Genomic DNA, 20,822 nt, shown 5'->3' with positions numbered 1-20,822 from the left:
TGCTTGGCGCATGCAGCAACCGGTCTCCACCACCTCGTCAGCGGCGGCACTCGACCACCGCTACCGGGGTGAGCATCCCGTACGGACCCTCGGCTATCTCTTCCGTCCCGACCGCCGCCGACTCGCGGTCGCCGTCCTCGCGTTCATCGGGAAGCACAGCCCCATCTGGCTGCTTCCCCTCATCACCGCCAACATCATCGACACCGTCGTACAGCACGGTCCGGTCTCCCGGATCTGGATCAACGCGGGCGTCCTGCTCGTCGTCCTGCTGCTCAACCTCCCGCTGCATCTGCTCTATGTGCGCTGTATGGCCGGGAGCGTACGGCGGGTGGGCATGTCGCTGCGCGACGCGCTGTGCCGCCGTATGCAGCAGCTCTCGATCGGCTACCACTCGCGGGTGAGCGCCGGTGTGCTCCAGGCCAAGGTGGTCAGGGACGTGGAGACGGTGGAGCAAATGGCGCAGCAGTCCTCGGACATGGGGCTGGCCGCCGTCATCACGCTCGTGGGCGGTCTCGTCGTCATCGGGGTACGGGTGCCGTCGTTCCTCCCCGTCTTCCTGCTCGTCGTTCCCGCCGCCGGTTTCCTGATCGTGCGGCTGCGCGGGCGGCTGCGCAGCCACAACGCGGCGTTCCGCCACGAGGTGGAGCGCATGTCGTCGCGGGTCGGTGAGATGACGTCGCTGATCCCGATCACCCGCGCGCACGGCCTGGAGGGCGCGGCGATGGTCCGTATCGACGGCTCGCTGCGTCAGGTGCTGGCCGCCGGGGTGCGGCTCGATCTGCTCAACGGGCGCTTCGGCGCGCTCGCCTGGATCCTGCTCAACTCCCTGGGTGTGATCTGTCTCGCGGGCTCGGCGCTCGTCGCGTACCACGGTCTGCTTCCCATCACGGCGGGCGACGTCGTCATGCTGAGCGCCTTCTTCACCACCCTGACCAGCTCGGTGGTCACGCTGCTCGGCCTCGCGCCCGTCATCAGCAAGGGACTTGAGTCCGTACGGTCGGCGGGCGAGGTTCTTCAGGCTCCCGACCTGGAGAGCAACGCGGGCAAGGAGCAGGTGGATGCGGTCGCCGGAAGCATCGACTTCCAGGACGCCGGTTTCCGGTACGAGGGCTCGCCCGACGCCGCCGTGGAGGGCTTCACCCTCTCCGCGCGCCCCGGGCAGACGATCGCCCTGGTCGGTGCGTCCGGCGCGGGCAAGTCGACCGTGCTGAACCTCCTCATCGGCTTCATCCGCCCCACTTCCGGGCGCATCCTGCTGGACGGCAAGGACATGGCCGCCCTCGATCTGCGCAGTTACCGCCGCTTTCTGTCCGTCGTACCGCAGGAGTCGATCCTCTTCGAGGGCACGATCCGCGAGAACGTCACGTACGGGCTCGACGGTACGGACGAGACCACGGTGCGCCGGGCGCTGCGCGACGCGAACGCCCTCGAGTTCGTCGACCGGCTGCCGGACGGGCTCGACACCGTGGTCGGCGAGCGCGGCGCGCGCCTCTCCGGCGGGCAGAAGCAGCGGCTCGCGATCGCCCGCGCGCTCATACGCGACCCCCGGGTGCTGGTCCTGGACGAGGCCACGTCCGCCCTCGACACCCGCTCGGAGGCGCTGGTGCAGGAGGCGCTGGCGCGGCTGGTCGACGGCCGTACCGTCTTCGTCGTCGCCCATCGGATGTCCACGATCCGTAACGCGGACCGCATCGTCGTGATGGAGCAGGGCCGGATCGCCGAGGTCGGGACGCACGACACGCTGATGACACGGGGAGGGGTGTACGCCGGGCTCCAGCCCGCGCACCGCGCCTCGTAGCTCCGGGCCGGCGGCTCAGGGGGCGGGGTCGCGGTGGTGGGCGAAGAGGACGGTGACCGTCACCGCGACGAGCGCCCAGATTCCGTACACGAGCCAGGTCCCGGCGATCGTCGTCGGGTAGGTCTCGGGGACCGGGGAGTCGCCCACCGTCACCAACTCGGCCCACGCTCCCTGGGGCAGGGCGTGCAGGAGCGAGGCGGTCGCGTGGCGGCGCTCGTTGAGGAGGGACGGCAGGACGAGCAGCAGGAGGGTGAGTGTGACGATCGTGGTCGCGGTGTGCCGGATCAGCGCTCCGAAGGCCATGCCGATGAGCGCGCACACCGGCGCGAGGAGCGCCGACGCCAGCATGACGCGCGCGGCCTCCGGATAGTCGAAGGGCAGTCCGACATTCCGTCCGGACAGGATCGCCTGGGTCACGGCGAACGAGGTCACGGCGGCGACGGCGCCGAAGACGGTGGTGACCGCCGTGACGACGACGGTCTTGGCCGCGAGTACCGAGCGGCGGGCCGGGACGGCGGCGAACGTCGTACGGATCTGTCCGGTGCTGTACTCCCCCACGACCGTCAGCGCGCCGATGCTCGCGGCGGCGAGCATGAGGACCATCGCGCCGCCGATCGTGAAGGCGTCCCGCATGGCCCAGATCGGGACGAACAACTCCCGGATGCCTTCGGGGTAGCCGGGCCAGTTGTGGTAGTCGGCGACGGCGGCGTTCGCGTTGATCGCGACGACGAGCAGCGTGCTCACCGCGAAGGCCCAGGGGGTCGAACGGAGCGACCACAGCTTGATCCACTCGGCGGCGATCAGGTCGTGGAACCGGGGGCGGCGGGGGCGGGGCTCGGGGTGGAGCTCGGGGTGAGCCGGGGTCGTCTCGGTCGTGGTCGTCTCGGTCGTGGTCGTCTCGGTCGTGGTCATCGTGGGTCTCCCGCGCCGTATTCGACGCTGTCGGCGGTGAGTTCCATGAACGCCTCTTCGAGGGAGGCGGAGCTGGTCGTCAACTCGTTGATCCGGATGTGGTGTCGGTGGGCGAGTTCCCCGACGCGCGCCGCGTCGAGGCCGGTCACCGCGAGTGGGGCATCGTCCGCCGCCGTCGTCACCTCCGCGCCCTCGGCCGTCAGCAGCGCCGTGAGCGCGGCGGCGTCCGGGGTGCGTACGGTGACGCTCGACCGGGTGCCACGGGCCGCGAAGTCCGTCACGCTCTCGGCGGCGATCAGCTCGCCGCGCCCGATGACGACGAGTTCGTCGGCCGTGCTCTCCATCTCGCTCATGAGATGGCTGGAGACGAACACCGTGCGGCCCTCGGCGGCGAGCCGCCGGAACAGCCCGCGTACCCACAACACACCTTCCGGGTCCAGCCCGTTGATCGGCTCGTCGAACAGCAGCACCGGCGGATCGCCCAGCAACGCGGCGGCGATGCCGAGCCGTTGCCTCATCCCGAGCGAGAACCCGCCGATACGGCGCCGGGCGGCACCGGTCAGCCCCACCTCGTGCAGCACCTCGTCCACCCGCCGCTTCGGCAGCGCGTTGCTCCGGGCGAGCGCGGAGAGGTGGGCGCGGGCGGTGCGCCCGCCGTGCACATCGCTCGCGTCGAGCAGCGCGCCCACGTGCCGCAGCCCGCGCGGACGGTCCCGGAACGGAAGGCCGTCGATGGTGGCGGTTCCGGCGGTGGGCCGGTCGAGGCCGATGAGCAGCCGCAGGGTGGTGCTCTTGCCCGCACCGTTGGGGCCGAGGAAGCCGGTGACCCGGCCGGGGCGGACGGTGAAGCTCAGGTCCTTGACGGCGGTGGTCCCGCCGTAGCGTTTGGTCAGTTCGTCGACTTCGATCACCCGGCCAACAGTGGCCGGGCACCCGTCCGTTCGGCATCGGGCCGTCGGCCACAACGGCGGCGGCGGGAGTGGCCCGGGGGCGTACGTCTCGGGGCCGATACCCCGGCGAAGAGGCGACGGTTACGATCGGCGCATGTCGGCCACTTCGCTCTTTCCGCAGCTCAGACGCCTCAACCGGCTCTGGCGCCCGGCCGTGGCCTGGTGCGGCGCCGTCGCCTACCCGTACGTGCTGCTGCTCGCGGTGCGCACCGGTCCCTACAACTCCACCAACCTGCGGTTCGCCCTCTGCGCGGTCGCCACCGTGCTGCCGGTGGCCCTGCTGCGGCGCCACCCCTTGCCCGCCATGGCACTGATACTCACCGGCACGTTCGCCGCCCTGACGCAGCGGCCTTCGTGGGAGGTGGTGTATCTGCTGGTGCTGGCGAACGATCTCGCCGTCCTGTACGTCGTGGCCTCGCGCACCCGCCGTGTCGCGCTGGCCGTGGCCGTGCCGACGCTCCTCGTGCAGATCGCCTCCGCCAGCTACTTCACGTCCGGGTCGGACGTCTACATCCGCACGCTCGTCATCCTCGCCCTGGCGCTGGTCGCCGCCTGGATGATCGGGCAGTCGATCGGGGAGCGCCGCGAGCACGCCGTGGAGCAGCGCACCCAGACGGCGGCGCGGGCCGTCGCCGCCGAACGCCTGCGGATCGCACGCGAGTTGCACGACATGATCGCCCACAGCATCGGTGTCATCGCCATCCAGGCGGGGGTGGGCAGCCGGGTGATCGACACGCAGCCCGACGAGGCACGCAAGGCGCTCGTCAGTATCGAGGCCACCAGCCGGGAGACGCTCGCCGGGTTGCGGCGGACACTCGGGACCCTGCGCCGTACGGGGCCGGACCCCGGTGCGGAGCCCGTATCCCTCGATCCCACGCCGGGGCTGGCGGACATCGAGCGACTGGCCGCGTCGACGGCGGCGGGGGCGGGGGTGCGGGTCGAGCTGCGGTGGCGTGGGGCGCGCCGGGCGATTCCGGCGGACATCGACCTGTCCGCGTACCGCATCGTCCAGGAGGCGGTGACCAATGTCGTACGCCACGCGGGGACCCGGTCCTGCCGGGTGACCGTCGATTACCGCCCCGAGGAGCTGTCCGTCGAGGTCATGGATGACGGGCGGGGCTGCGAGTTCGCCGACATCGAACGGGCGGGGGGCTGGGGTCTGGTCGGTATGCGGGAGCGGGTCGGGCTGCTGGCGGGCCGGCTGACCGCCGGGCCGCGCCCGGAGGGCGGGTTCCGGGTGGCGGCGTGGCTGCCGTTGCCGGGTGCGGAGCCTGGGGCTGGGGCGGGCGCGCTCGCGCGGACGGAGGTGGTCCGGTGACGGCGGACGGTGCGGGGGTGCCTCCGACTCCCGTCCGCGTCGTGCTCGCCGACGACCAGCCGCTGATCCGCTCCGGGCTGCGTGTCCTGATCGCCGACCACCCCGACCTGGACGTCGTCGGTGAGGCCGGGACCGGTGCCCAGGCGGTGCAACTGGTCAGGGAGTTGCGGCCGGACGTCGTCGTGATGGACATCCGGATGCCCGGCATGGACGGTATCGAGGCGACGGGACTGATCACCGCCGGTGCGGGGTCGGCGCGTGTCGTCGTCCTCACCACGTTCGACGACGACGAGTACGTCTACGCGGCGCTGCGTGCGGGGGCGAGCGGGTTCCTCATCAAGGACATGTCCCTCGAAGGCATCCTCTCGGCGATCCGGGTGGTCGCCGCCGGTGAGGCGCTGATCGCGCCGAGTGTCACGCGCCGGCTGATCGAGGAGTTCGCCGCCCGTCCCGAACCGGCCCCGCCCGCACGGGCGGTGACCGGTATCACCGGGCGGGAGCGCGAGGTGCTGGTCCTCGTCGGGCGCGGTATGTCGAACACGGAGATCGCCGGCCAACTGGTCATCAGCGTGGCCACGGCCAAGGCGCATGTGGCGCGGCTGTTCAGCAAACTCGACGCCCGTGACCGCGTCCAACTGGTCATCATGGCCTACGAGATGGGGCTGGTGTCGCCGCCGCCTCGGTGACGTCGCGTAAGGGTGCGAGTGCGGCTACTTCTCCGGAGGCGGCACGGTGCCGATCGTGAACGGCGGTGTCAGCGGGGGCAGTCCGGCCCGCCAGCGCTCGAACTGGCAGTTGACGACGAGGAGTCGGCTCGTCGGCTCCGCCCCTCCCCGGCCGGTCGAATCGTCGATCACGATCGCGCCCGGGTGCCGCAACCCCTGCGGCGGGACGAGCCCGGTCACGTAACGCCCGCTCGTCAGCTCGTCGTTCAGCTCCACGACGGCGACCTGTGCCCGCGCCCCGGGGTTGTCGAAGAGGTTGCCCTGCGTGACGTAGAGCCGCCCGTCGCGCAGGACGAGACCGTCACCGTTGACGAGCCGGTGGCCGCCGAGATCCACCTCGGTGACCGCACGGGTGGCCCGGTCGATCCGCCGCAGTCGGCCGGTGTTGCTCTGGATCGCGAGCACGTGCGGACCTGCGGCGAGGATGCCGTTGCGGTTGTGCTGACCGTGGACCCAGCCGACCGGTCACACCGGACGGCGGCACGAAGCGCGACGTGCGGGTGGGGTTCGACCGCACGAGCCGGTCCGACGAGGGCGGGGCACCGGCCGGCGCGCGGCGTTTCGTCTTCCTCTTCGACGCATCGCTCGACTTCCGTCCGGACGCGTTCCCCGGCCGCGCGCGCGAGGTGATCGAGGCGGCGGGCATCGACGCGTGCCCGGACGGTTCGCTGGTCGGGCGGGGACGCTGCGGTTCCAACTGGAGTGGGGCGCCACGCGACAGGCCGGCGGCCGGGACGTCAGCTTCGCGGAGCTGTCGCGCGGGAAGCGCGACGACGGGCTGCGGTTCGGGCTGCGGAGCGCGTTCGTCACCGGCCGGATCGCGCTCCCGCGGACGACAACGGCGGCGCCCCCGGGCCTCTGAGGCCCCCAAGTCAGCGGCCGAGCACCCGGGGGTCGTGCTCGGCCGCGCGGGCCCGGTGGGCGGCCACGCGCTCGCGCGTGGCGCACCGGCGTGAGCAGTATCGGCGCTGCGGTCCGCTTCCCTGCGTGAGGTGGACGTCGCGGCAGCTCGAGGACGCGCAGACACCGCCCGGCGGACGCTGTCGGTCCCAGACCAGGACGGTCAGCGCCAGGCAGGATGACGCGAGGAACCACTCACCCCACGGCGCCTCGTCGGCGCTGTCGAGGTGCGGGTGCCAGGGGGTGGTGCCGCCGTGCGAGGTCAGCCTGAGGGGTCCGGAGCCGCGTCCGAGAAGGGTGTTGAGGGTGGACGCGGCGCCGTCGACGTCGGTGGCGGCGAAGACCTCGCGGAGCGCCGTGGCTGCGGCGCGCATCTCGGCGAGATCGCGCGCGGTCAGTTCGAGGCGCCCTCGCTCACCGTGCGCGCGCAGCATCTCGGCGATCGCTTCCGGTGACGCGCTCTCGTCGTCAAGTGCGTTGACGAGCGCGGCGGTTCGCCGGGCGATGGCTTGTACGGAGTGACGGGTGGACCAGTCGTCGCCGGTCGTCGCTGGGGACACCAGGCGAATGTAACGCATCTGGCGAATATTTGAGTTACCTGCGTAACGTGACACGGATGAATCAGCGTGACGCGTTGCGGTGGTACGGCGCCGGAGCCGCGGCGGCCCGCACCGGCGACGAGATGTCGGGGACCGCCCTGCTGCTGGCCTCTCTCGCGGTCACCGGATCGGCCACCGTCGCGTCCTGGCTGCTGGCCGCCCTCACCGCCTCGGCGGCGATCGGCGGCCCCGTCTTCGGCGCGCTCCTCGACAGGTCGGCCCGCCCCGGACGGTTGCTCGCGGGCGCGCTGGCCGGATACGCGTCGGGGCTCGTGATCATCCTCGCGACGCTGGGCCGGGTGCCGGTCGTCCTCACGGTCCTGGTCGCGATGTCCGCGGGGCTCCTGGGACCCGCCCTGTCCGGCGGCTGGACCTCCCAACTGCCGCGCCTCGTCCCGTACGAGAGGCTGCCGCGCGCCAACGCGCTCGACGCGCTGACCTTCAACGGGGCGAGCCTCGCGGGACCGGCGCTGGCCGGGGCGGTCGCGGGGCTGTGGGGTGCCCCGGCCGGCGTGGTCGTGGCGACGGCGCTGATCTGCCTGGCACTTCCCTCGGCGTTCGGGCTGCCGAGGCGCCGGGCGCGGGCCGCGTCGACCGCGGGAGGAATCCCCGCCGCCCTGACCGCCGGGTTCCGGGCGATCGTACGGATCCGGCCGCTGGCCCGTGCGACGACGGTGTCGGTGGTCTCCTGCGTGGGCCAGGGCATGCTCGTCGCCTGCGCCCCGCTGCTCGGCGCGCGCGTCTTCGGCTCGCCCGCCCATGGCGCGGTCCTGCTCTCCGGCGTCGCCGTCGCGGCCCTCGCCGCCAACGCCGTGCTGTCCGCCTGCCCTCAACCGACGCGTCCCGACACGGTCGTCGCGTACGGCCCGCTCGTCATCGGGGCCGGGCTCCTGCTCGCGGCGACCGGCCACCCGGTGCCCGTCGTGGCGGCCGTGCTGCTCGTGGGCCTCGGTGAAGGACCGCAGCTCACGGCGCTGTTCGCGATACGGCACCGGGAGTCTCCGGAGCGACTGCGCGGCCAGATCTTCACCACGGGCGCGAGCTTGAAGATCAGCGGGTTCGCCCTGGGGGCGGGGCTCGCGGGTCCGCTCGCCACGCGCTCACCGACCGGCGCGCTTCTGACGGCGGCCGGTGTTCAGGGGCTCGCCGCGCTGTGGGGCGCCGTCGGTCGTCGTGCACGCTGATGTCGTCGGGCGGGCTGATGTCCGCGGGCGCCGGGTGGCCACTAACGGGTGACCGGCCCTGGTCACATGCGCACTCGCCGTTCCCTCGCGGGGAAGCTTCCGCGAAAGCCGGCGCCCTGATCCGGTCCGGAACCGACGCAGAGAAGCGAGGCGCGATGAGCGGCCTTCTGGAGACGCTGCCCGCCGACGAGCGGCGCAGACTGGGGCATACGCGGCCGGGCGCCGTGCTGGCGTCCGCGCCGATGCTCGCGACCCTCACCGACCGGCGGGTGTTCGGTGACGGCTGGATCTTCGAGCGCAAACTGGACGGGGTCCGGGTGCTGGCCGTACGGGACTCCTCCGGCGTACGGCTGCTGTCGCGCAGCGGGCGGCGGGTCGACGCCACCTATCCGGAGATCGTGGACGCCCTGGCGGCGCAGGAGTGCGCCGACTTCACCGTGGACGGCGAGGTCGTCGCGTACGCCAAAGGCCGTACCGACTTCGCCCGGCTCCAGCAGCGCATGGGAATCGACAACGCCCGCCGGGCACGCGCCAGCGGCGTGGCCGTCACGTACTACCTGTTCGACCTGCTGCGGCTCGACGGCGCCGATCTCACCGCGATTTCGCTGCGTTCACGCAAGTCGCTGCTGCGCAGGGCGCTGACGTACCGGGCACCGCTGCGCTTCACACCGCACCGCAACACGGGCGGCCAGGAGTCGCTGGACCGGGCGTGCGCCGACGGCTGGGAGGGGCTGATCGCGAAGCGGGCCGCCGGCCGGTACGAGCCCCGGCGCTCGACGGGCTGGCTGAAGCTCAAGTGCGAGCGCGGGCAGGAGTTCGTCATCGGCGGCTACACCGAGCCGTCCGGTTCCCGCGTCGGCTTCGGCGCGCTGCTCCTCGGTCATTACGAGGACGGACGGCTCCGGTACGCGGGCAAGGTGGGTACGGGGTACGACCACGCGACGCTGGTGGAGCTGCGCCGGCGGCTGGACGAGGCGGCGGTCTCCCGGTCGCCGTTCGCCGATGTGGTGAAGGAGCGGGCTCCGCACTGGGCGCAGCCCCGGCTCGTCGCCCAGATCGCGTTCACCGAGTGGACGCGCGACGGGATGCTGCGGCATCCGCGTTTCGTGGGGCTGCGGGACGACAAGGAGGCGAAGGACGTCGTACGGGAGCGGCCCACCTGACCCGTTGCTCCGACGTCCGGGGCCTTCGGTGTCCGTCCGCCCGATCGCCCGATCGGCCGGACGGACACCGTCACCGTTCGCGTGGCAGATGCCCTACCGCTCGCTGCGGGCCGGCAGCTTCCAGCCCGGCCGTGGGAAGTGGCAGGTGTATCCGTCGGGGTAGCGGATCAGATAGTCCTGGTGCTCGGGCTCCGCCTCCCAGAAGTCGCCCGCCTCGGCCACCTCGGTGACGACCTTCCCCGGCCAGAGGCCGGATGCCTCGACGTCGGCGATGGTGTCCTCGGCGACCCGCTTCTGCTCGTCACCGATGTAGTAGATGGCCGAGCGGTAGCTGAGGCCGATGTCGTTGCCCTGGCGGTTGAGGGTCGTGGGGTCGTGGATCTGGAAGAAGTACTCCAGAATCTGGCGGTAGCTGGTCTCCTCGGGGTCGAAGACGATCTCGATGCCCTCGGCGTGCGTTCCGTGATTGCGGTACGTCGCGTTCGCGACGTCGCCACCCGTATAGCCGACCCTGGTGGAGATCACCCCCGGCAGACCGCGAATCAGATCCTGCATACCCCAGAAGCAGCCGCCCGCGAGGACCGCCTTCTCCGTAGCCGTATCTGTGCTCATGCGTTACTCCCTCCTCTGTCACACACGGTACTGCTCGGGTGGGGGGCGGCGGAGGTCCGTCGGTGTCAGTCGGTCGCCGAGCGGACTGCGCCGGTACAGCACCTGACGGCCGTCGCGCGCCCGGGTCACCAGACCCGTCGCGTGCAGCACCCGCAGATGCTGGGACACGGCGCTCGGGGTCACCCGGAAGCGGCGGGCGATCTCGATCGTGGGCAGCGGCTCGCCGAGGAGGTGGAGCAGGCGTGCCCGGGGCGCGCCGATGAGCGAGACGAGGGCCGGGGCGTCGGCGGCAGGCGCCGGGGTCCAGAGCGTGGCCACGCCCCGGCTGGGATAGACCAGCAGCGGTGGTTCCTCGGCGCTGACCGGCGGCGCGGGCTTGTGGGCGAACGCGGAAGGCACCAGCAGCAGGCCCCGGCCGCGGGCCGCTACGTGGTGCCGGCCGATCATCTTGTCGATGTACAGGACGCCGTTGTCCCAGCGCAGATTCGGATGCATGTCGGCGAACAGCAGACGGGCGCCGCCCACCGCCAACTGCCGTGCGCGGTAGGTCATGTCGGCTTCCAGCAGCAGTCGCAGTCCGTTCCAGACGGGCTCGACGGCGAGGTGCCAGTACTGCCGCAGGAGCGCGCAGAGCGCGTCGCGGAGCGCCGCGACGGGCGCGTCGTCGGGGGCCGCCGCGTCCCGCAGGGCGTCGGGAAGCGGGCCGGGCGTGTGCGCGGCCGTCAGGTCGCGGCGGACCAGGGCGGGCGGCGTCCGCCGTACGACGGCCAGCTCCTCGTCGAAGGACGGGGCGAACGTCGTCGGACGCGGGGTCAGGAAATCGGGGAGGGTCAGCCGGTCGCCGACCAGGGACATCAGCAGTCCGGTGTCGAGTGCCGCCCCGCCCAGGCTTTCCAGCACCGATCTGCGCCACGGCAGGTGGAGCGCCGACAGTCCGGGGTCGCGCAGCACCCGCAGGCCGCACACCGTCTCATGGAGGGGCGAGAGCGCGAAGCGGGTGTCCGCCAGGTCCTCGACACCCAGCTCGTAACTGATCATTAAGCCATACGCTACATCTGTTGGCCGCCGGGCGGCGATGCCGTGGACTGCCCGCATGACAACAACAGTGAACGGGCAGCGCACGGCGATCGTCACCGGCGCGGCACGCGGGATCGGCGCCGCCGTGGCCCTGCGCCTGGCGCGCGACGGCCTGGCGGTCGGCGTGGTCGACCTGGACGAGACGGACTGCGCGGGCACGGTCGAGGCCATCAGGCACGCCGGCGGGACGGCCCTGGCGGTCGGCGCGGACATCGCCGACGAGGACGCGGCGACCGCCGCCGTCGACCGCGTCGCGGCCGAACTGGGGCCGCCGACGGTCCTGGTCAACAACGCCGGAATCGGCCCGCGCGCCCCTCTCGTGGACATGACCACCCAGCAGTGGGACACGGTGCTGGGGGTCAATCTGCGGGGCCCGTTCTTCCTCACCCGGGCTGTCGGCCCGCATCTGATCGCGGCCGGTTGGGGGCGCGTGGTCAACATGTCGAGTATTTCGGCGGTCGGTGACGCGGCCCGTGTCGACTACGGCAGTTCGAAGGCCGCCCTGATCGGCTTCACCAAGTCGCTGGCCCTCCAGCTCGGGCGGCACGGCGTCACCGCGAACGCCATCGCCCCGGGTTTCATCGTCAGCGACATGACCCGGACGTCGGCGCGGCGGCTCGGTGTGGACTTCGAGGAGTTCCGGCGCGACGCGGAGCGCTCCATCGCGGTCGGCCGGGTGGGTGTGCCGCAGGACGTCGCGCACGCGGCGTCGTTCCTGGTGAGCCCCGACGCGGGGTTCGTCTCGGGCCAGGTCCTGTACGTCGCGGGCGGGCCGGTCGACTGAGGTGGCCGTCGAGCTGAACCGGCGTACGGTCCTGATCCTGGCCGTGACCTGCGGCATGGCCGTGGGCAACATCTACTTCCCGCAGGCGATCGGCCCGCTGATCGCCGCCGGACTCGGCACGTCCCCCGAGTCCGCCGCACTCGTGGTGACCGCCACGCAAGTCGGCTACACGGCCGGCATCTTCCTGCTGGTGCCGCTCGGCGACCGGCTCCCGCACCGGCCGTTCCTCGTCACGCTGCTGGCGCTCACCGGCGTGGGCCTGCTCGTCGCGGGCTGCGCGCCCGCGCTGCCGCCGCTGGTCGCCGCCGGCGCGCTCGTCGGGGTCGCCTCGGTGGCCGCGCAGATCGTGGCACCGCTGGCGGCGGGGCTGGTGGCCCCCGAGCGCCGGGGGGCGGTGATGGGCACGCTGCTGAGCGGTTCGATCGGCGGGATGCTGCTGGCGCGTACGTTCAGCGGGTCGCTCGGCGAGTGGCTGGGGTGGCGGGCCCCGTATCTGGTGGCCGCCGTTCTCGTGCTGCTCCTCGCCATGGTCCTGGGCCGCGCCCTGCCGACGACGGCGCCGTCGTCGCGCGAGCCGTATCGGGCGCTTCTCGCCGCGTCGGTACGGCTGCTGCGTACGGAACCCGAGCTGCGCCGCTCCTGTCTCTACCAGGCCACGGTCTTCGCGGGTTTCTCGGCCGTCTGGACGTGCGTGGCGCTGCTCCTGAGCGGCCCGGCGTACGGCCTGGGCGCGCGGGCGGTCGGGCTGCTCGCCCTGATCGGCGCGGTGACGATGGTCTGCACGCCGCTCGCGGGCCGTCTGGTGGACCGCCGGGGGCCGGACCCGGTGAACCTCGTCTGTCTGCTCGGGGTCCTGCTCGCGGCGGCGATCCTCGTCCCCGGCGAGCTGGGCGGCGCACCGGGCCTGGCCGCGCTGGTCGTCGGGACGCTGGTGCTCGACGTGGCGATGCAGTCGGGCATGGTGGCCAACCAGGCCCGCGTCCTCGCTCTGCGCCCCGATGCCCGCAGCAGGCTCAACACGGCCTATATGACGTGCGGTTACCTCGGTGGCAGCGCCGGATCCTGGCTCGGGACGCAGACCTACGGCCGGGCCGGGTGGCGGGGCGTGTGCGGGCTCGTGGCGCTGCTCGCCGGGGTCGCGCTGGTGCGCCATCTGATGACGCTGTACGGCCGCGAGCCCCGGTCCCGGCAACGGCTCCGCTCCCGCTCCCGCTCCCGCTCCCACTCTCGATCCCGATCCCATCCCTGGCCCGGTTCCGGCTCCGGTTCCGGTTCCGGTTCCGGTTCCGGTTCCGGTTCCGACGCCCTTCGGGGAAGACGGCTCAGGCGCTGTGCATCCGCGCGTCCAGCTCTCCGGCGGACAGCTCCACTCCGTAGACGGAGCTACCGGGCTGGTGCTTGCGCCCGCCCCCGCCGAGATGGCCGGCGTTCACCGGGTCGAAGCCGATGTCGCGGATCAGACCGGCCACGACGGCCACGGCCTCCTCGTCGTCGCCCGAGATCGGGATGGCCAGGCGCGCCGGGTCGCCCTTGGGCCGGCCCCGGTCGCGCAGGGTCTGCCAGTACATGGCGTTGAACGCCTTGACCAGGTTCGAGTCCGTCGCGTTGCGGACCTTCTCGCTGGAGGTGGTGGAGTCGTCGTCCAGGTCGGGCTGGTGGCCGTCACGTTCGGGGTAGTAGTTGCCGGTGTCGATCACGACCTTGTCGCGCAATTCGCTCGTCGGCAGGTCACCGAGGTGCCCGTAGGGGACCGAGACGATGACCACCTGGCCGAACCGGGCGGCTTCCTCGGCGGTGACCGCCCGGACGGGGCCGTCGATCCCGGCGACCAGTTCCGTCAGCGTCTCGGGGCCGCGCGAGTTCGCGAGGGCGACGTCGTGGCCGATGCCGGCGAAGTGCCGGGCGAGCGTGGAGCCGATGTGGCCGGCTCCGATGATGCCGATACGCATGGTGCCTCTCCTGCCTCCGTGGTGGTGGACCCGTCGCCCCGCTCGTACGGGTCGCACGTACGCATCGCTCGTACGGGTCGCCTCCATGGGTAGCCGAATGGCGGCTCCCCAAACTTGCCGGAACGCGGGCCCGGACTCACCCTGAGGCTGCGGGCAACGCCCGATGCCGATGGAAGGCACCCGTGCGTGGTCGCCGCGCGGGGCCCGTCGACACGGCCGTTCGGGCCCGGAGAGGATCACTCATGCACCACGACGAGATGATCGGCAAGATTCAGGCGCTCGCCCGACTGCCGGACCGCGGATCCACCGAGCGGGCGACCCAGGCGGTGCTCCGGACCCTGGGCGAACGGCTGCCGGCCGGGCTCGCCGGCCACGTGGCCGCGCAGCTCCCGCCGGAGCTGGCCGCCTGTCTGCGCCGCCCGGCGGAATCGGCCGTCGCCGAGGGCCGGGACACGGGCTCGGGCGAACGGTTCGATCTGATCGCCTTCGCCGGCCGGATCGCGGACCGGGCGGGGACGGATGAGGACGCGGCGCTCCGCGAGGCGGCGGCGGTGCTGGAAGTCCTGGACGCCGCTCTCGCTCCCGAGCTGATGGACAAGATCGCCGCCGCGCTGCCCGTCGACATCGGCGCCCTGCTGCCGGTCGGCCGCACCACCGGTGACCTGGGCTGACGCGTGCTCCGTCGCGAGCGAGAGCTGAGAGGAAGGGCCCGTCGTGGTCGCTCATGAGCGTGACCCCGTGCTGGTGGCCGACGCGGGCTCCTCGAGTCTGCATCTGACCGTCTTCGCGGACGACGGCGCGGTACTCGCCTCGTACGACGACGCCTCCGCGCCCGGCGACAACATGTCCGGACAGCTCCGGGACGTACTCAGATACGCTCCGGCGCCCATGGCGGTGGGCCACCGGATCGTGCACGGCGGCCCGGAGCTACGGCGGCACACCCTGGTCGACGACCAGGTCCGCGACACTCTCCAGCACACCGCCGATCTGGCCCCCTCCCATGTCCCGCCGGCCCTCCTCGTCCTCGACGCGGCCCGTGAACTGCTGCCCAACGTGCCGCACGTCGCCTGTTTCGACACCGTCTTCCACGCCGGACTGCCCACCGCGGCCCGGGAGTTCGCGGTGCCCGAGACATGGCGCGGCGAGTACGGCGTACGGCGCTACGGGTTCCACGGCCTGTCCTACACGTGGGCACTGCGCCGCACCGCCGAGCTGCTGCGGCGGCGGCCCGGGAGTCTGCGGATCGTCATCGCCCATCTCGGCGGGGGCAGTTCGGCGTGCGCCGTGCGTGACGGCGTGAGCGTCGACACCACCATGGGCTTCACCCCGCTGGACGGTCTGGTGATGAGCCGTCGCAGCGGTGCCGTCGATCCGGGCGCCCTGACCTGGCTCCAGACCCGGCACGGGCTGACCGCGCGGGACATCGAGGACGCGCTCAACCATCATTCGGGGCTGCTGGCCCTGTCCGGGTCCTCCGGCGACACCCGCGATCTGGTCCGCGAGCGCGCGGCGGGCGACGAGCGGGCGGCTCTGGCGCTGGATGTGTTCACGCATCACTGCCGCCGGGGCATCGCGGCGATGGCCGCGTCCCTGGACCGGCTCGACGCGCTCGTGTTCACCGGCGAGATCGGCGAGGACCAGCCGGAGGTGCGCGAGGAGGTCTGCGCCGGGCTCGGCATCCTCGGCGTCAGCGGCGGCCTGCTGGTGCCACCGGCGGACGACGAGCTGCCCGCCCGTACGGTCAGCGCCCCGGATGCGGCGGTCCCGGTCGTCGTCGTGCCCACGGGGGAAGCACGCCAGATCGACGAAGAGACCCGCGGGCTCCTGCGCGAGCAGTGAACGGACGGCTCAGGCGCGACGGCTCAGGCGCGACGGCTCACCGGGCGCGCGTTTGCCGTCAATTGTCCTGCCCGGTACGGCGAACGCGTACGACGCCCGCGTCCAGGTCCACATGAACGGGAGGTTCCTCAGCCGGCCTGACGTTCTTGCGTACGCGTTCCTGCTCCATGGCGCGCTTGGCGGCCCGCGCCCCGGGAGACGCCTCCTGCATGAAGTCGGCCCCGATGGACGACAAGCCCTTGCGTTTACGCCAGTAGACCCACCCGCGCCGCTCCATCCACAACAGGGCGCGGTCCACCAGGAACGCGCCCGCGCCCAACGCGACGGCCACACCGCCGACCGGCCACACCGTGCTCGCCACACTCGCCATGCCAGGTGAACTCACCCCGCCGGTGCGGGGTTCCCCCTCGGTACGACGGTCTGGCCGGGGGTCCCGGTCGGCGGGCGGCTGGGAACGGACGTGGCGGTGCCGTCCAAAGTGGGGGCGCTTTCGGGCACCGCCTTGTCGGAGGGACGGGGGCTGACGGAATCGGGTGACGGCGGTGGGGTGGACGCGATCGACGGGCTGGGCGCGGGCGGCGGGGCGAGCGGGACCGTGGGGGACGCGGGTGCGTCGGACGTCGTCGCCAGACGCAGCGGCAGCGCGACGAGCGCGGCGGCGGCGCACGACAGACCGACCCCGGCCGCGGCGCGGAGCAGCCGGCGGCGGGCGGCGCGGCGGCGGATCGTCTCGTACCGGCGAGGGGGTGGGCCGAGGAGGTCGGAGGTGGGCCGCAGGATGACGGCGAGCGGGTCGTCGGGGTCGGACTGCGGCCCGTCGTCAGGGCGTGTGGTCAAGGCTTCTCCTCAGGTGGGCGCGGAGCAGTTCGCGGGCCGCGTGAAGGTCGGCCTTGACGGTCCCTTCCTTCCGCCCCGTCAGTTCGGACACCTCTCGGATCGGCATGTCGGCGTAGTAGTGCAACAGGATCGGGACGCGCAGTCGTTCCGGCAGCGACTGCACGAGCAGCCGTACCGAGGGGTCGGCCTGCTCGGTGTGCGGGCTGACGGCGGCTTCGGCGGTGACACGGCGCATGGCCTTGCGTTCGCGCTCCAGTTTGCGCCAGTGGTCCCGGACGATATTGGCCGCGGTGACGTAGAGGAAACCGCGGGGCTCCTGTACGGATGTCCACCGGGCCCAGAGCCGGGTGAACGCCTCCGAGGCGATCTCGTGGGCCGTCTCGTCGTCGTCCACGAGCCGGCGGCACCAGCCGGCGAGGCGCGGATAGAGGGCGGCGAACAGGTCGGACGCTGCCTTGTCGCGGGACCGTTTCAACGCTCTCCATGGTCGGGGAGGAACAGCATGTGTGTGGGGGCTCGTAGGGAAGGAGTCCGGACCGGACGCTCAGGTTCCGTCGGCCCGGACTCCGTAACCGCAGGGCAGCGGACGTCGGTTCAGGGAACGTCCGCTCAGGGGACGTCGGCTCAGGGACTCGTGGCGGTCAGCGTGGCGAAGACGATCACGTTGTCGAGATAGCCGTCGCTGGTCTGGGCGCCGCCGCAGGTGATGAGCCGCAGCTCCGGACGGTCCACGTCGCCGTACACGTCGTCCGCCGGGAAGTCCGCCTTGGCGACCTTCCGTACGGCGCTGACCGCGAACACCGCCGCCGTGCCGTTCTCCAGGCGCGCCGTGATCCTGTCGCCCCGGCGCAGTCGCGCGAGGCGCCGGAAGACCCCGTCGCCGTAAGTGCCGACCGTGACATGGCCGACGATCACCGACGGGCCGGTCTGACCCGGTGTCGGCGAGTGCTGGTACCAGCCCGCGCGGTCGTCCGCCGCGATCGGGGGCACCTGCATGGTGCCGTCCGGTGCCAGCCCCAGCCGCATGACGGGGGTGTCGACCCCGATGGCCGGGATCGACAGGCTGACCGGGGCCGAACGCCCCAGGGCCTTCGCTTCGCCGGCCTTCGTGGCGGGCGGCGGGGGCGGGATCGGCGTCGGCGTACCGCCGGAGTCGTCCGCGGTCGCGGTCCGGTCGGTGTCCGGGCCGCCGCAGCCCACGAGCAGGGTGGCCAGCGCGGCGGCGGTGAAGGCGCGCCTGGAGGGCGAGGTCACGCCCCGGTCGCCCGCCGACGGCGTACGACGATGAACGCCGCACCGCCGATGGCGAGGGCCGCGGCGCCGGTGCCGATCAGCACACCGTCGGTGCCGGACTGGTTGGCGGCCGGGGTCACACCGGTGTCGGGCGCTCCTTCCGGTACGACGGAGACCTGTCCGGGCTCCGGCGCCCGGGACGGCTCGGTGCCCTCGTCCTTGACGGCGGGCTTGGCGGTGGGAGTGGCGGTGCCCGGCGCCGGGGCGTCGGACGGAGAGGCCGTGGCGGTCGGAGGGGTATTGGTGGGGGCCGGGGTCGCTCCGTCGGCGAACGCGGGCACCGCGCCCGCCAGCACGGCGGTGCTCGCGAGTGCCATGGCACTGAGGACAGTTCGGCGCATGAGTCGCTCTCTTTCGTCGTCCGCCCGCCCGGATGATCGGCGGGCGGGGCCAGTGATCGGCACAAGAGACGAGGCGGCGACGGAACGGGTTGTAAAGAGATGGCAAAGCCACGGGAGGGGGCTCTGTCGGGGCGGGCCCGGCGGGGAGCAGACCCCCTGCCCAGGCTGGCTGCGAGTGGGCTCAGTTGCCCACACCGAGGCCGGACATGAACGCGGTCGGGTACCGGTCGCCGCGCGCCGCGCCCGGCGGCACCGCCTTCTCGATCGCGGCGAGGTCGTCCGCGGTCAGGGCCACCTCCATCGCGGGCAGCGCCTCCGCCAGCCGCTCCCGCGTGCGGGCGCCGACCAGCGGCACGATGTCGTCGCCCCGCGCGGCCACCCAGGCGATGGCCAGTTGGGCGACGGTGCATCCCTTCGCCTCGGCGATCCGGCGCAGGGCTTCCACCACGGTGAGGTTGTGTTCCACGTTCCCGGCGGCGAATCGGGGGCTGTGGGCACGCCAGTCGCCGGGGCCGGCCGCGCGACCGGCGCTCCAGTGCCCGGAGATGAGACCACGGCTGAGGACTCCGTACGCGGTGAGCCCGATGCCCAGCTCCCGCAGCGTGGGCAGGACCTCCGCCTCGACCGCGCGGGAGATCAGTGAGTACTCGATCTGGAGGTCGGCGACCGGGTGCACGGCGTGCGCGCGGCGGATCGTCGCGGCGTCGACCTCCGAGAGACCGAGGTGCCGTACGTACCCGGCGTCGATCAGCTCCTTGATCGCGCCCACCGTCTCCTCGATCGGTACGCCGGGATCCAGCCGGGCCGGACGGTAGATGTCGATGTGGTCGGTGCCCAGCCGGGTCAGCGAGTAGGCCAGGAAGTTCTTCACCGCCTCGGGACGGCAGTCATGGCCGCCGAAATCGGGGCCGGGGCCGCGCAGCATGCCGAATTTGACACTGAGCTGGTAGCTGTCGCGGTCCCGGCCGCGCAGCGCCTCCGCGAGCAGCAGCTCGTTGTGGCCCATCGCGTAGAAATCGCCTGTGTCGAGCAGCGTGACGCCGCTCTCCAGCGCGGCGTGCACGGTGGCGATGCTCTCCGCGCGGTCGGCCTCGCCGTAGGCGCCGGACATGCCCATGGCGCCCAGGCCCAGCGCGGAAACGGAAGGGCCGGTGCTGCCCAGGGTTCGCTTCTGCATCACGTACTCCTTCGTCGTCGATCCACTTCCACCTTGCGCCTTGTTCGCCGGGTGCGGCAGCGGAGCGTTCATCATGGGAGCGCCGCTCCCTGGCTGCGCCGTCCGCCGCGCGGGACCATGGAGGCCATGGAACGTGATCAGCTCGCCGACTTCCTGCGCTCCCGGCGCGAGGCGATCAGCCCGGCCTATGTCGGCCTCCCCCACGGCCGCCGTCGCCGTACCGCCGGCCTGCGGCGGGAGGAGGTGGCGATGCTGGCCGGGATGTCGGTGGACTATGTCGTACGCCTTGAGCAGGGCCGCAGCAGTCAGCCGTCCACCCAGTTGCTCGGCGCGCTGGCGCGGGCGCTGCGCCTGTCCGAGGACGAGCGCGCGCATCTGTTCCATCTGGCCGGCCACCGGCCGCCGCCCTCGGACGGGGTGGCCCGGCTGGCCCGCGCCGGTCTGGTGCGCATGCTCGACCTGCTCGGCGACACACCGGCCATGGTGCTGTCCGACCTGGGCGAGGTCCTGGCCCAGAACCGGGCGGCTGTCCTGCTGTACGGAGACCACACCGCCTTCTCGGGTGACCGGCGCTATGTCGCGTACCGGTGGTTCACCGAACCCTCGGCCCGTGCCGTCGCCCCGCCCGAGGACCGGCAGGAGCAGACCCGCCGGCTCGTGGCGGACCTGCGCGCGACCGTGGGCCGACGCTCCGGCGATCCCACGGTCACCGGACTGGTCGACCGGCTCCGGGCGGCGAGCGACGAGTTCCGCGGGCTCTGGGCCGACCACGAGGTGGCGGTCCGGCGCGCCGACCGCAAGACCCTGCTGCACCCTCGGGTGGGCCGGCTGGTGATGGACTGCGAGACCCTGGTCACTCCCGACCAGGGCCAGCGGCTGCTGGTGCTCACCCCGTCCGACACCGAGACCCGTGAGCGGCTGGAGCTGCTGCGCGTCCTCGGCGTCCAGGAATTTCCCACCGCGGCGACGGGGGCGACGGGAGCGACGGATACGGCCGGCTGATCCAACAGGGCCGGATCCGCGGCGACTTGACGGCTAGGCCGTGTTTGAGAAGTCCCGCCTGCCCCGCGACGTCCGGACGCCCACTCTCCCCCGTAGCCCCCGAGGGGGGCACGGGAGGTACCCCCGGCGCGTTGTCGCCGGTCGCCCAAGTACGTCCCGTACGAGAGCGATCCTCCGCCTTGCGATCGCACGCACCGACGCAGTCATCAGCCGCTCCGCGGCGGGCACGCGCGCCCCACCCTGCGGGCGGACGGCGCTACTTCTCAAAGGCGGCCCAGGACGCAGCGAGGTGCCGCACCAAGCGTCCCGGACGCCCGAAGATCGGCCGGACAGGGCCCAGGTGTGCCGGAAGCATGGCGTCC

Annotated in this window: 23 protein-coding genes and 1 pseudogene; 11 read left to right on the top strand and 13 right to left on the bottom strand. The window is 72.6% G+C overall.

Annotation, left to right across the window (positions count from 1 at the left end):
- Positions 1-10 precede the first annotated feature (10 nt).
- Entirely contained in the window at positions 11-1,798 is a 1,788-nt protein-coding gene (locus OG329_RS37985) for an ABC transporter ATP-binding protein (RefSeq protein WP_405801337.1), read from the top strand.
- Positions 1,799-1,813: 15 nt separating this feature from the next.
- On the opposite strand, the gene OG329_RS37980 is transcribed toward OG329_RS37985, so the two are convergent.
- Both OG329_RS37980 and OG329_RS37975 read right to left on the bottom strand, forming a co-directional pair.
- On the bottom strand, positions 1,814-2,710 hold the full coding sequence (locus OG329_RS37980) for an ABC transporter permease (RefSeq protein WP_405801335.1): 897 nt from the start codon (positions 2,708-2,710) through the stop codon (positions 1,814-1,816).
- Positions 2,707-3,621, bottom strand: coding sequence for an ABC transporter ATP-binding protein (locus tag OG329_RS37975; protein WP_405801333.1), 915 nt, complete (start codon positions 3,619-3,621; stop codon positions 2,707-2,709). Before OG329_RS37975 ends, OG329_RS37980 begins: the two co-directional genes overlap by 4 nt.
- Positions 3,622-3,754: 133 nt before the next feature.
- Between OG329_RS37975 and OG329_RS37970 the strand changes: the two genes are divergently transcribed.
- Positions 3,755-4,978 carry a sensor histidine kinase gene (locus tag OG329_RS37970; protein ID WP_405801331.1) on the top strand — a complete coding sequence of 408 codons (1,224 nt, stop codon included), beginning with the start codon at positions 3,755-3,757 and terminating at the stop codon, positions 4,976-4,978.
- Between the two features lie 17 nt (positions 4,979-4,995).
- A complete protein-coding gene (locus tag OG329_RS37965) occupies positions 4,996-5,664 on the top strand; it encodes a response regulator (protein ID WP_405801330.1) in 669 nt (222 codons plus the stop codon).
- Positions 5,665-5,688: 24 nt separating this feature from the next.
- Here OG329_RS37965 and OG329_RS37960 read toward each other — a convergent pair whose 3' ends face one another.
- Entirely contained in the window at positions 5,689-6,108 is a 420-nt protein-coding gene (locus OG329_RS37960; RefSeq protein ID WP_405801329.1) for a hypothetical protein, read from the bottom strand.
- A 247-nt stretch (positions 6,109-6,355) separates the two neighbouring features.
- Between OG329_RS37960 and OG329_RS37955 the strand changes: the two genes are divergently transcribed.
- Positions 6,356-6,565: a hypothetical protein gene (locus OG329_RS37955; protein WP_405801328.1), complete on the top strand. Its 210-nt coding sequence runs from the start codon at positions 6,356-6,358 to the stop codon at positions 6,563-6,565.
- 10 nt (positions 6,566-6,575) lie between these two features.
- On the opposite strand, the gene OG329_RS37950 is transcribed toward OG329_RS37955, so the two are convergent.
- Positions 6,576-7,181 carry a CGNR zinc finger domain-containing protein gene (locus OG329_RS37950; protein WP_405801327.1) on the bottom strand — a complete coding sequence of 202 codons (606 nt, stop codon included), beginning with the start codon at positions 7,179-7,181 and terminating at the stop codon, positions 6,576-6,578.
- Positions 7,182-7,219: 38 nt separating this feature from the next.
- Here OG329_RS37950 and OG329_RS37945 point away from each other — a divergent pair, with 38 nt between their 5' ends.
- Positions 7,220-8,386, top strand: a complete 1,167-nt coding sequence (locus OG329_RS37945; protein ID WP_405801326.1) for an MFS transporter — start codon at positions 7,220-7,222, stop codon at positions 8,384-8,386.
- 155 nt (positions 8,387-8,541) lie between these two features.
- Positions 8,542-9,549 carry a non-homologous end-joining DNA ligase gene (gene ligD, locus OG329_RS37940; RefSeq protein WP_405801324.1) on the top strand — a complete coding sequence of 336 codons (1,008 nt, stop codon included), beginning with the start codon at positions 8,542-8,544 and terminating at the stop codon, positions 9,547-9,549.
- Positions 9,550-9,642: 93 nt separating this feature from the next.
- Here ligD and msrA read toward each other — a convergent pair whose 3' ends face one another.
- Together msrA and OG329_RS37930 are read right to left on the bottom strand one after the other, a co-directional pair.
- On the bottom strand, positions 9,643-10,161 hold the full coding sequence (msrA, locus tag OG329_RS37935) for a peptide-methionine (S)-S-oxide reductase MsrA (RefSeq protein ID WP_405801322.1): 519 nt from the start codon (positions 10,159-10,161) through the stop codon (positions 9,643-9,645).
- Positions 10,162-10,179: 18 nt separating this feature from the next.
- The gene (locus tag OG329_RS37930; protein WP_405801321.1) at positions 10,180-11,199 is read right to left on the bottom strand and encodes an ArsR/SmtB family transcription factor; all 1,020 of its coding nucleotides are present in this window, start codon (positions 11,197-11,199) and stop codon (positions 10,180-10,182) included.
- A gap of 55 nt (positions 11,200-11,254) precedes the next feature.
- On the opposite strand from OG329_RS37930, the gene OG329_RS37925 reads away from it, so the two are divergent.
- Together OG329_RS37925 and OG329_RS37920 are read left to right on the top strand one after the other, a co-directional pair.
- Complete coding sequence (locus OG329_RS37925) at positions 11,255-12,022, top strand: SDR family NAD(P)-dependent oxidoreductase (protein ID WP_405801319.1); 768 nt, start codon at positions 11,255-11,257, stop codon at positions 12,020-12,022.
- 13 nt (positions 12,023-12,035) lie between these two features.
- Positions 12,036-13,181, top strand: a pseudogene (locus OG329_RS37920) (MFS transporter); the annotation flags it as partial.
- 163 nt (positions 13,182-13,344) lie between these two features.
- Here OG329_RS37920 and OG329_RS37915 read toward each other — a convergent pair.
- On the bottom strand, positions 13,345-14,058 hold the full coding sequence (locus tag OG329_RS37915; RefSeq protein ID WP_405801318.1) for an NADPH-dependent F420 reductase: 714 nt from the start codon (positions 14,056-14,058) through the stop codon (positions 13,345-13,347).
- 155 nt (positions 14,059-14,213) lie between these two features.
- Here OG329_RS37915 and OG329_RS37910 point away from each other — a divergent pair, with 155 nt between their 5' ends.
- On the top strand, positions 14,214-14,642 hold the full coding sequence (locus OG329_RS37910) for a DUF2267 domain-containing protein (RefSeq protein ID WP_405801317.1): 429 nt from the start codon (positions 14,214-14,216) through the stop codon (positions 14,640-14,642).
- A gap of 43 nt (positions 14,643-14,685) precedes the next feature.
- Positions 14,686-15,810, top strand: coding sequence for an acetate/propionate family kinase (locus OG329_RS37905; RefSeq protein ID WP_405801316.1), 1,125 nt, complete (start codon positions 14,686-14,688; stop codon positions 15,808-15,810).
- A 58-nt stretch (positions 15,811-15,868) separates the two neighbouring features.
- Here the strand turns inward: OG329_RS37905 and OG329_RS37900 are convergent, their stop codons facing one another.
- The 6 genes from OG329_RS37900 to OG329_RS37875 form a co-directional block, all read right to left on the bottom strand.
- The gene (locus OG329_RS37900) at positions 15,869-16,171 is read right to left on the bottom strand and encodes a hypothetical protein (RefSeq protein ID WP_405801315.1); all 303 of its coding nucleotides are present in this window, start codon (positions 16,169-16,171) and stop codon (positions 15,869-15,871) included.
- Positions 16,172-16,191: 20 nt separating this feature from the next.
- Positions 16,192-16,647: a hypothetical protein gene (locus OG329_RS37895; RefSeq protein WP_405801314.1), complete on the bottom strand. Its 456-nt coding sequence runs from the start codon at positions 16,645-16,647 to the stop codon at positions 16,192-16,194.
- Positions 16,631-17,122, bottom strand: a complete 492-nt coding sequence (locus tag OG329_RS37890; RefSeq protein ID WP_405801313.1) for an RNA polymerase sigma factor — start codon at positions 17,120-17,122, stop codon at positions 16,631-16,633. The genes OG329_RS37895 and OG329_RS37890 overlap by 17 nt, the downstream gene beginning before the upstream one ends.
- A gap of 149 nt (positions 17,123-17,271) precedes the next feature.
- The gene (locus tag OG329_RS37885; RefSeq protein WP_405801312.1) at positions 17,272-17,901 is read right to left on the bottom strand and encodes a class F sortase; all 630 of its coding nucleotides are present in this window, start codon (positions 17,899-17,901) and stop codon (positions 17,272-17,274) included.
- Positions 17,898-18,281 carry a sortase-dependent protein gene (locus tag OG329_RS37880; RefSeq protein WP_405801311.1) on the bottom strand — a complete coding sequence of 128 codons (384 nt, stop codon included), beginning with the start codon at positions 18,279-18,281 and terminating at the stop codon, positions 17,898-17,900. The genes OG329_RS37885 and OG329_RS37880 overlap by 4 nt, the downstream gene beginning before the upstream one ends.
- 181 nt (positions 18,282-18,462) lie before the next feature.
- On the bottom strand, positions 18,463-19,458 hold the full coding sequence (locus tag OG329_RS37875) for an aldo/keto reductase (protein ID WP_405801310.1): 996 nt from the start codon (positions 19,456-19,458) through the stop codon (positions 18,463-18,465).
- A gap of 126 nt (positions 19,459-19,584) precedes the next feature.
- Between OG329_RS37875 and OG329_RS37870 the strand changes: the two genes are divergently transcribed.
- Positions 19,585-20,460, top strand: a complete 876-nt coding sequence (locus OG329_RS37870; protein ID WP_405801309.1) for a helix-turn-helix transcriptional regulator — start codon at positions 19,585-19,587, stop codon at positions 20,458-20,460.
- Positions 20,461-20,822: the final 362 nt, after the last annotated feature.

The sequence above is a fragment of the Streptomyces sp. NBC_01506 genome (assembly GCF_045040295.1).
Taxonomy (GTDB): Bacteria; Actinomycetota; Actinomycetes; order Streptomycetales; family Streptomycetaceae; genus Streptomyces.
The sequence above is the reverse complement of the archived record's forward strand: the minus strand, read 5'-3'. Positions and strand labels throughout refer to the sequence as shown.

Bases quoted from the DNA above. Each gene is read 5' to 3' on its own strand.
- OG329_RS37970 (WP_405801331.1), top strand. From the start codon at position 3,755: ATGTCGGCCACTTCGCTCTTTCCGCAGCTCAGACGCCTCAACCGGCTC.
- OG329_RS37945 (WP_405801326.1), top strand. From the start codon at position 7,220: ATGAATCAGCGTGACGCGTTGCGGTGGTACGGCGCCGGAGCCGCGGCG.
- OG329_RS37925 (WP_405801319.1), top strand. From the start codon at position 11,255: ATGACAACAACAGTGAACGGGCAGCGCACGGCGATCGTCACCGGCGCG.
- OG329_RS37985 (WP_405801337.1), top strand. From the start codon at position 11: ATGCAGCAACCGGTCTCCACCACCTCGTCAGCGGCGGCACTCGACCAC.
- OG329_RS37875 (WP_405801310.1), bottom strand. From the start codon at position 19,458: ATGCAGAAGCGAACCCTGGGCAGCACCGGCCCTTCCGTTTCCGCGCTG.
- OG329_RS37910 (WP_405801317.1), top strand. From the start codon at position 14,214: ATGCACCACGACGAGATGATCGGCAAGATTCAGGCGCTCGCCCGACTG.
- msrA (WP_405801322.1), bottom strand. From the start codon at position 10,161: ATGAGCACAGATACGGCTACGGAGAAGGCGGTCCTCGCGGGCGGCTGC.
- ligD (WP_405801324.1), top strand. From the start codon at position 8,542: ATGAGCGGCCTTCTGGAGACGCTGCCCGCCGACGAGCGGCGCAGACTG.
- OG329_RS37870 (WP_405801309.1), top strand. From the start codon at position 19,585: ATGGAACGTGATCAGCTCGCCGACTTCCTGCGCTCCCGGCGCGAGGCG.
- OG329_RS37930 (WP_405801321.1), bottom strand. From the start codon at position 11,199: ATGATCAGTTACGAGCTGGGTGTCGAGGACCTGGCGGACACCCGCTTC.
- OG329_RS37980 (WP_405801335.1), bottom strand. From the start codon at position 2,710: ATGACCACGACCGAGACGACCACGACCGAGACGACCACGACCGAGACG.
- OG329_RS37915 (WP_405801318.1), bottom strand. From the start codon at position 14,058: ATGGAGGCGACCCGTACGAGCGATGCGTACGTGCGACCCGTACGAGCG.
- OG329_RS37950 (WP_405801327.1), bottom strand. From the start codon at position 7,181: ATGCGTTACATTCGCCTGGTGTCCCCAGCGACGACCGGCGACGACTGG.
- OG329_RS37880 (WP_405801311.1), bottom strand. From the start codon at position 18,281: ATGCGCCGAACTGTCCTCAGTGCCATGGCACTCGCGAGCACCGCCGTG.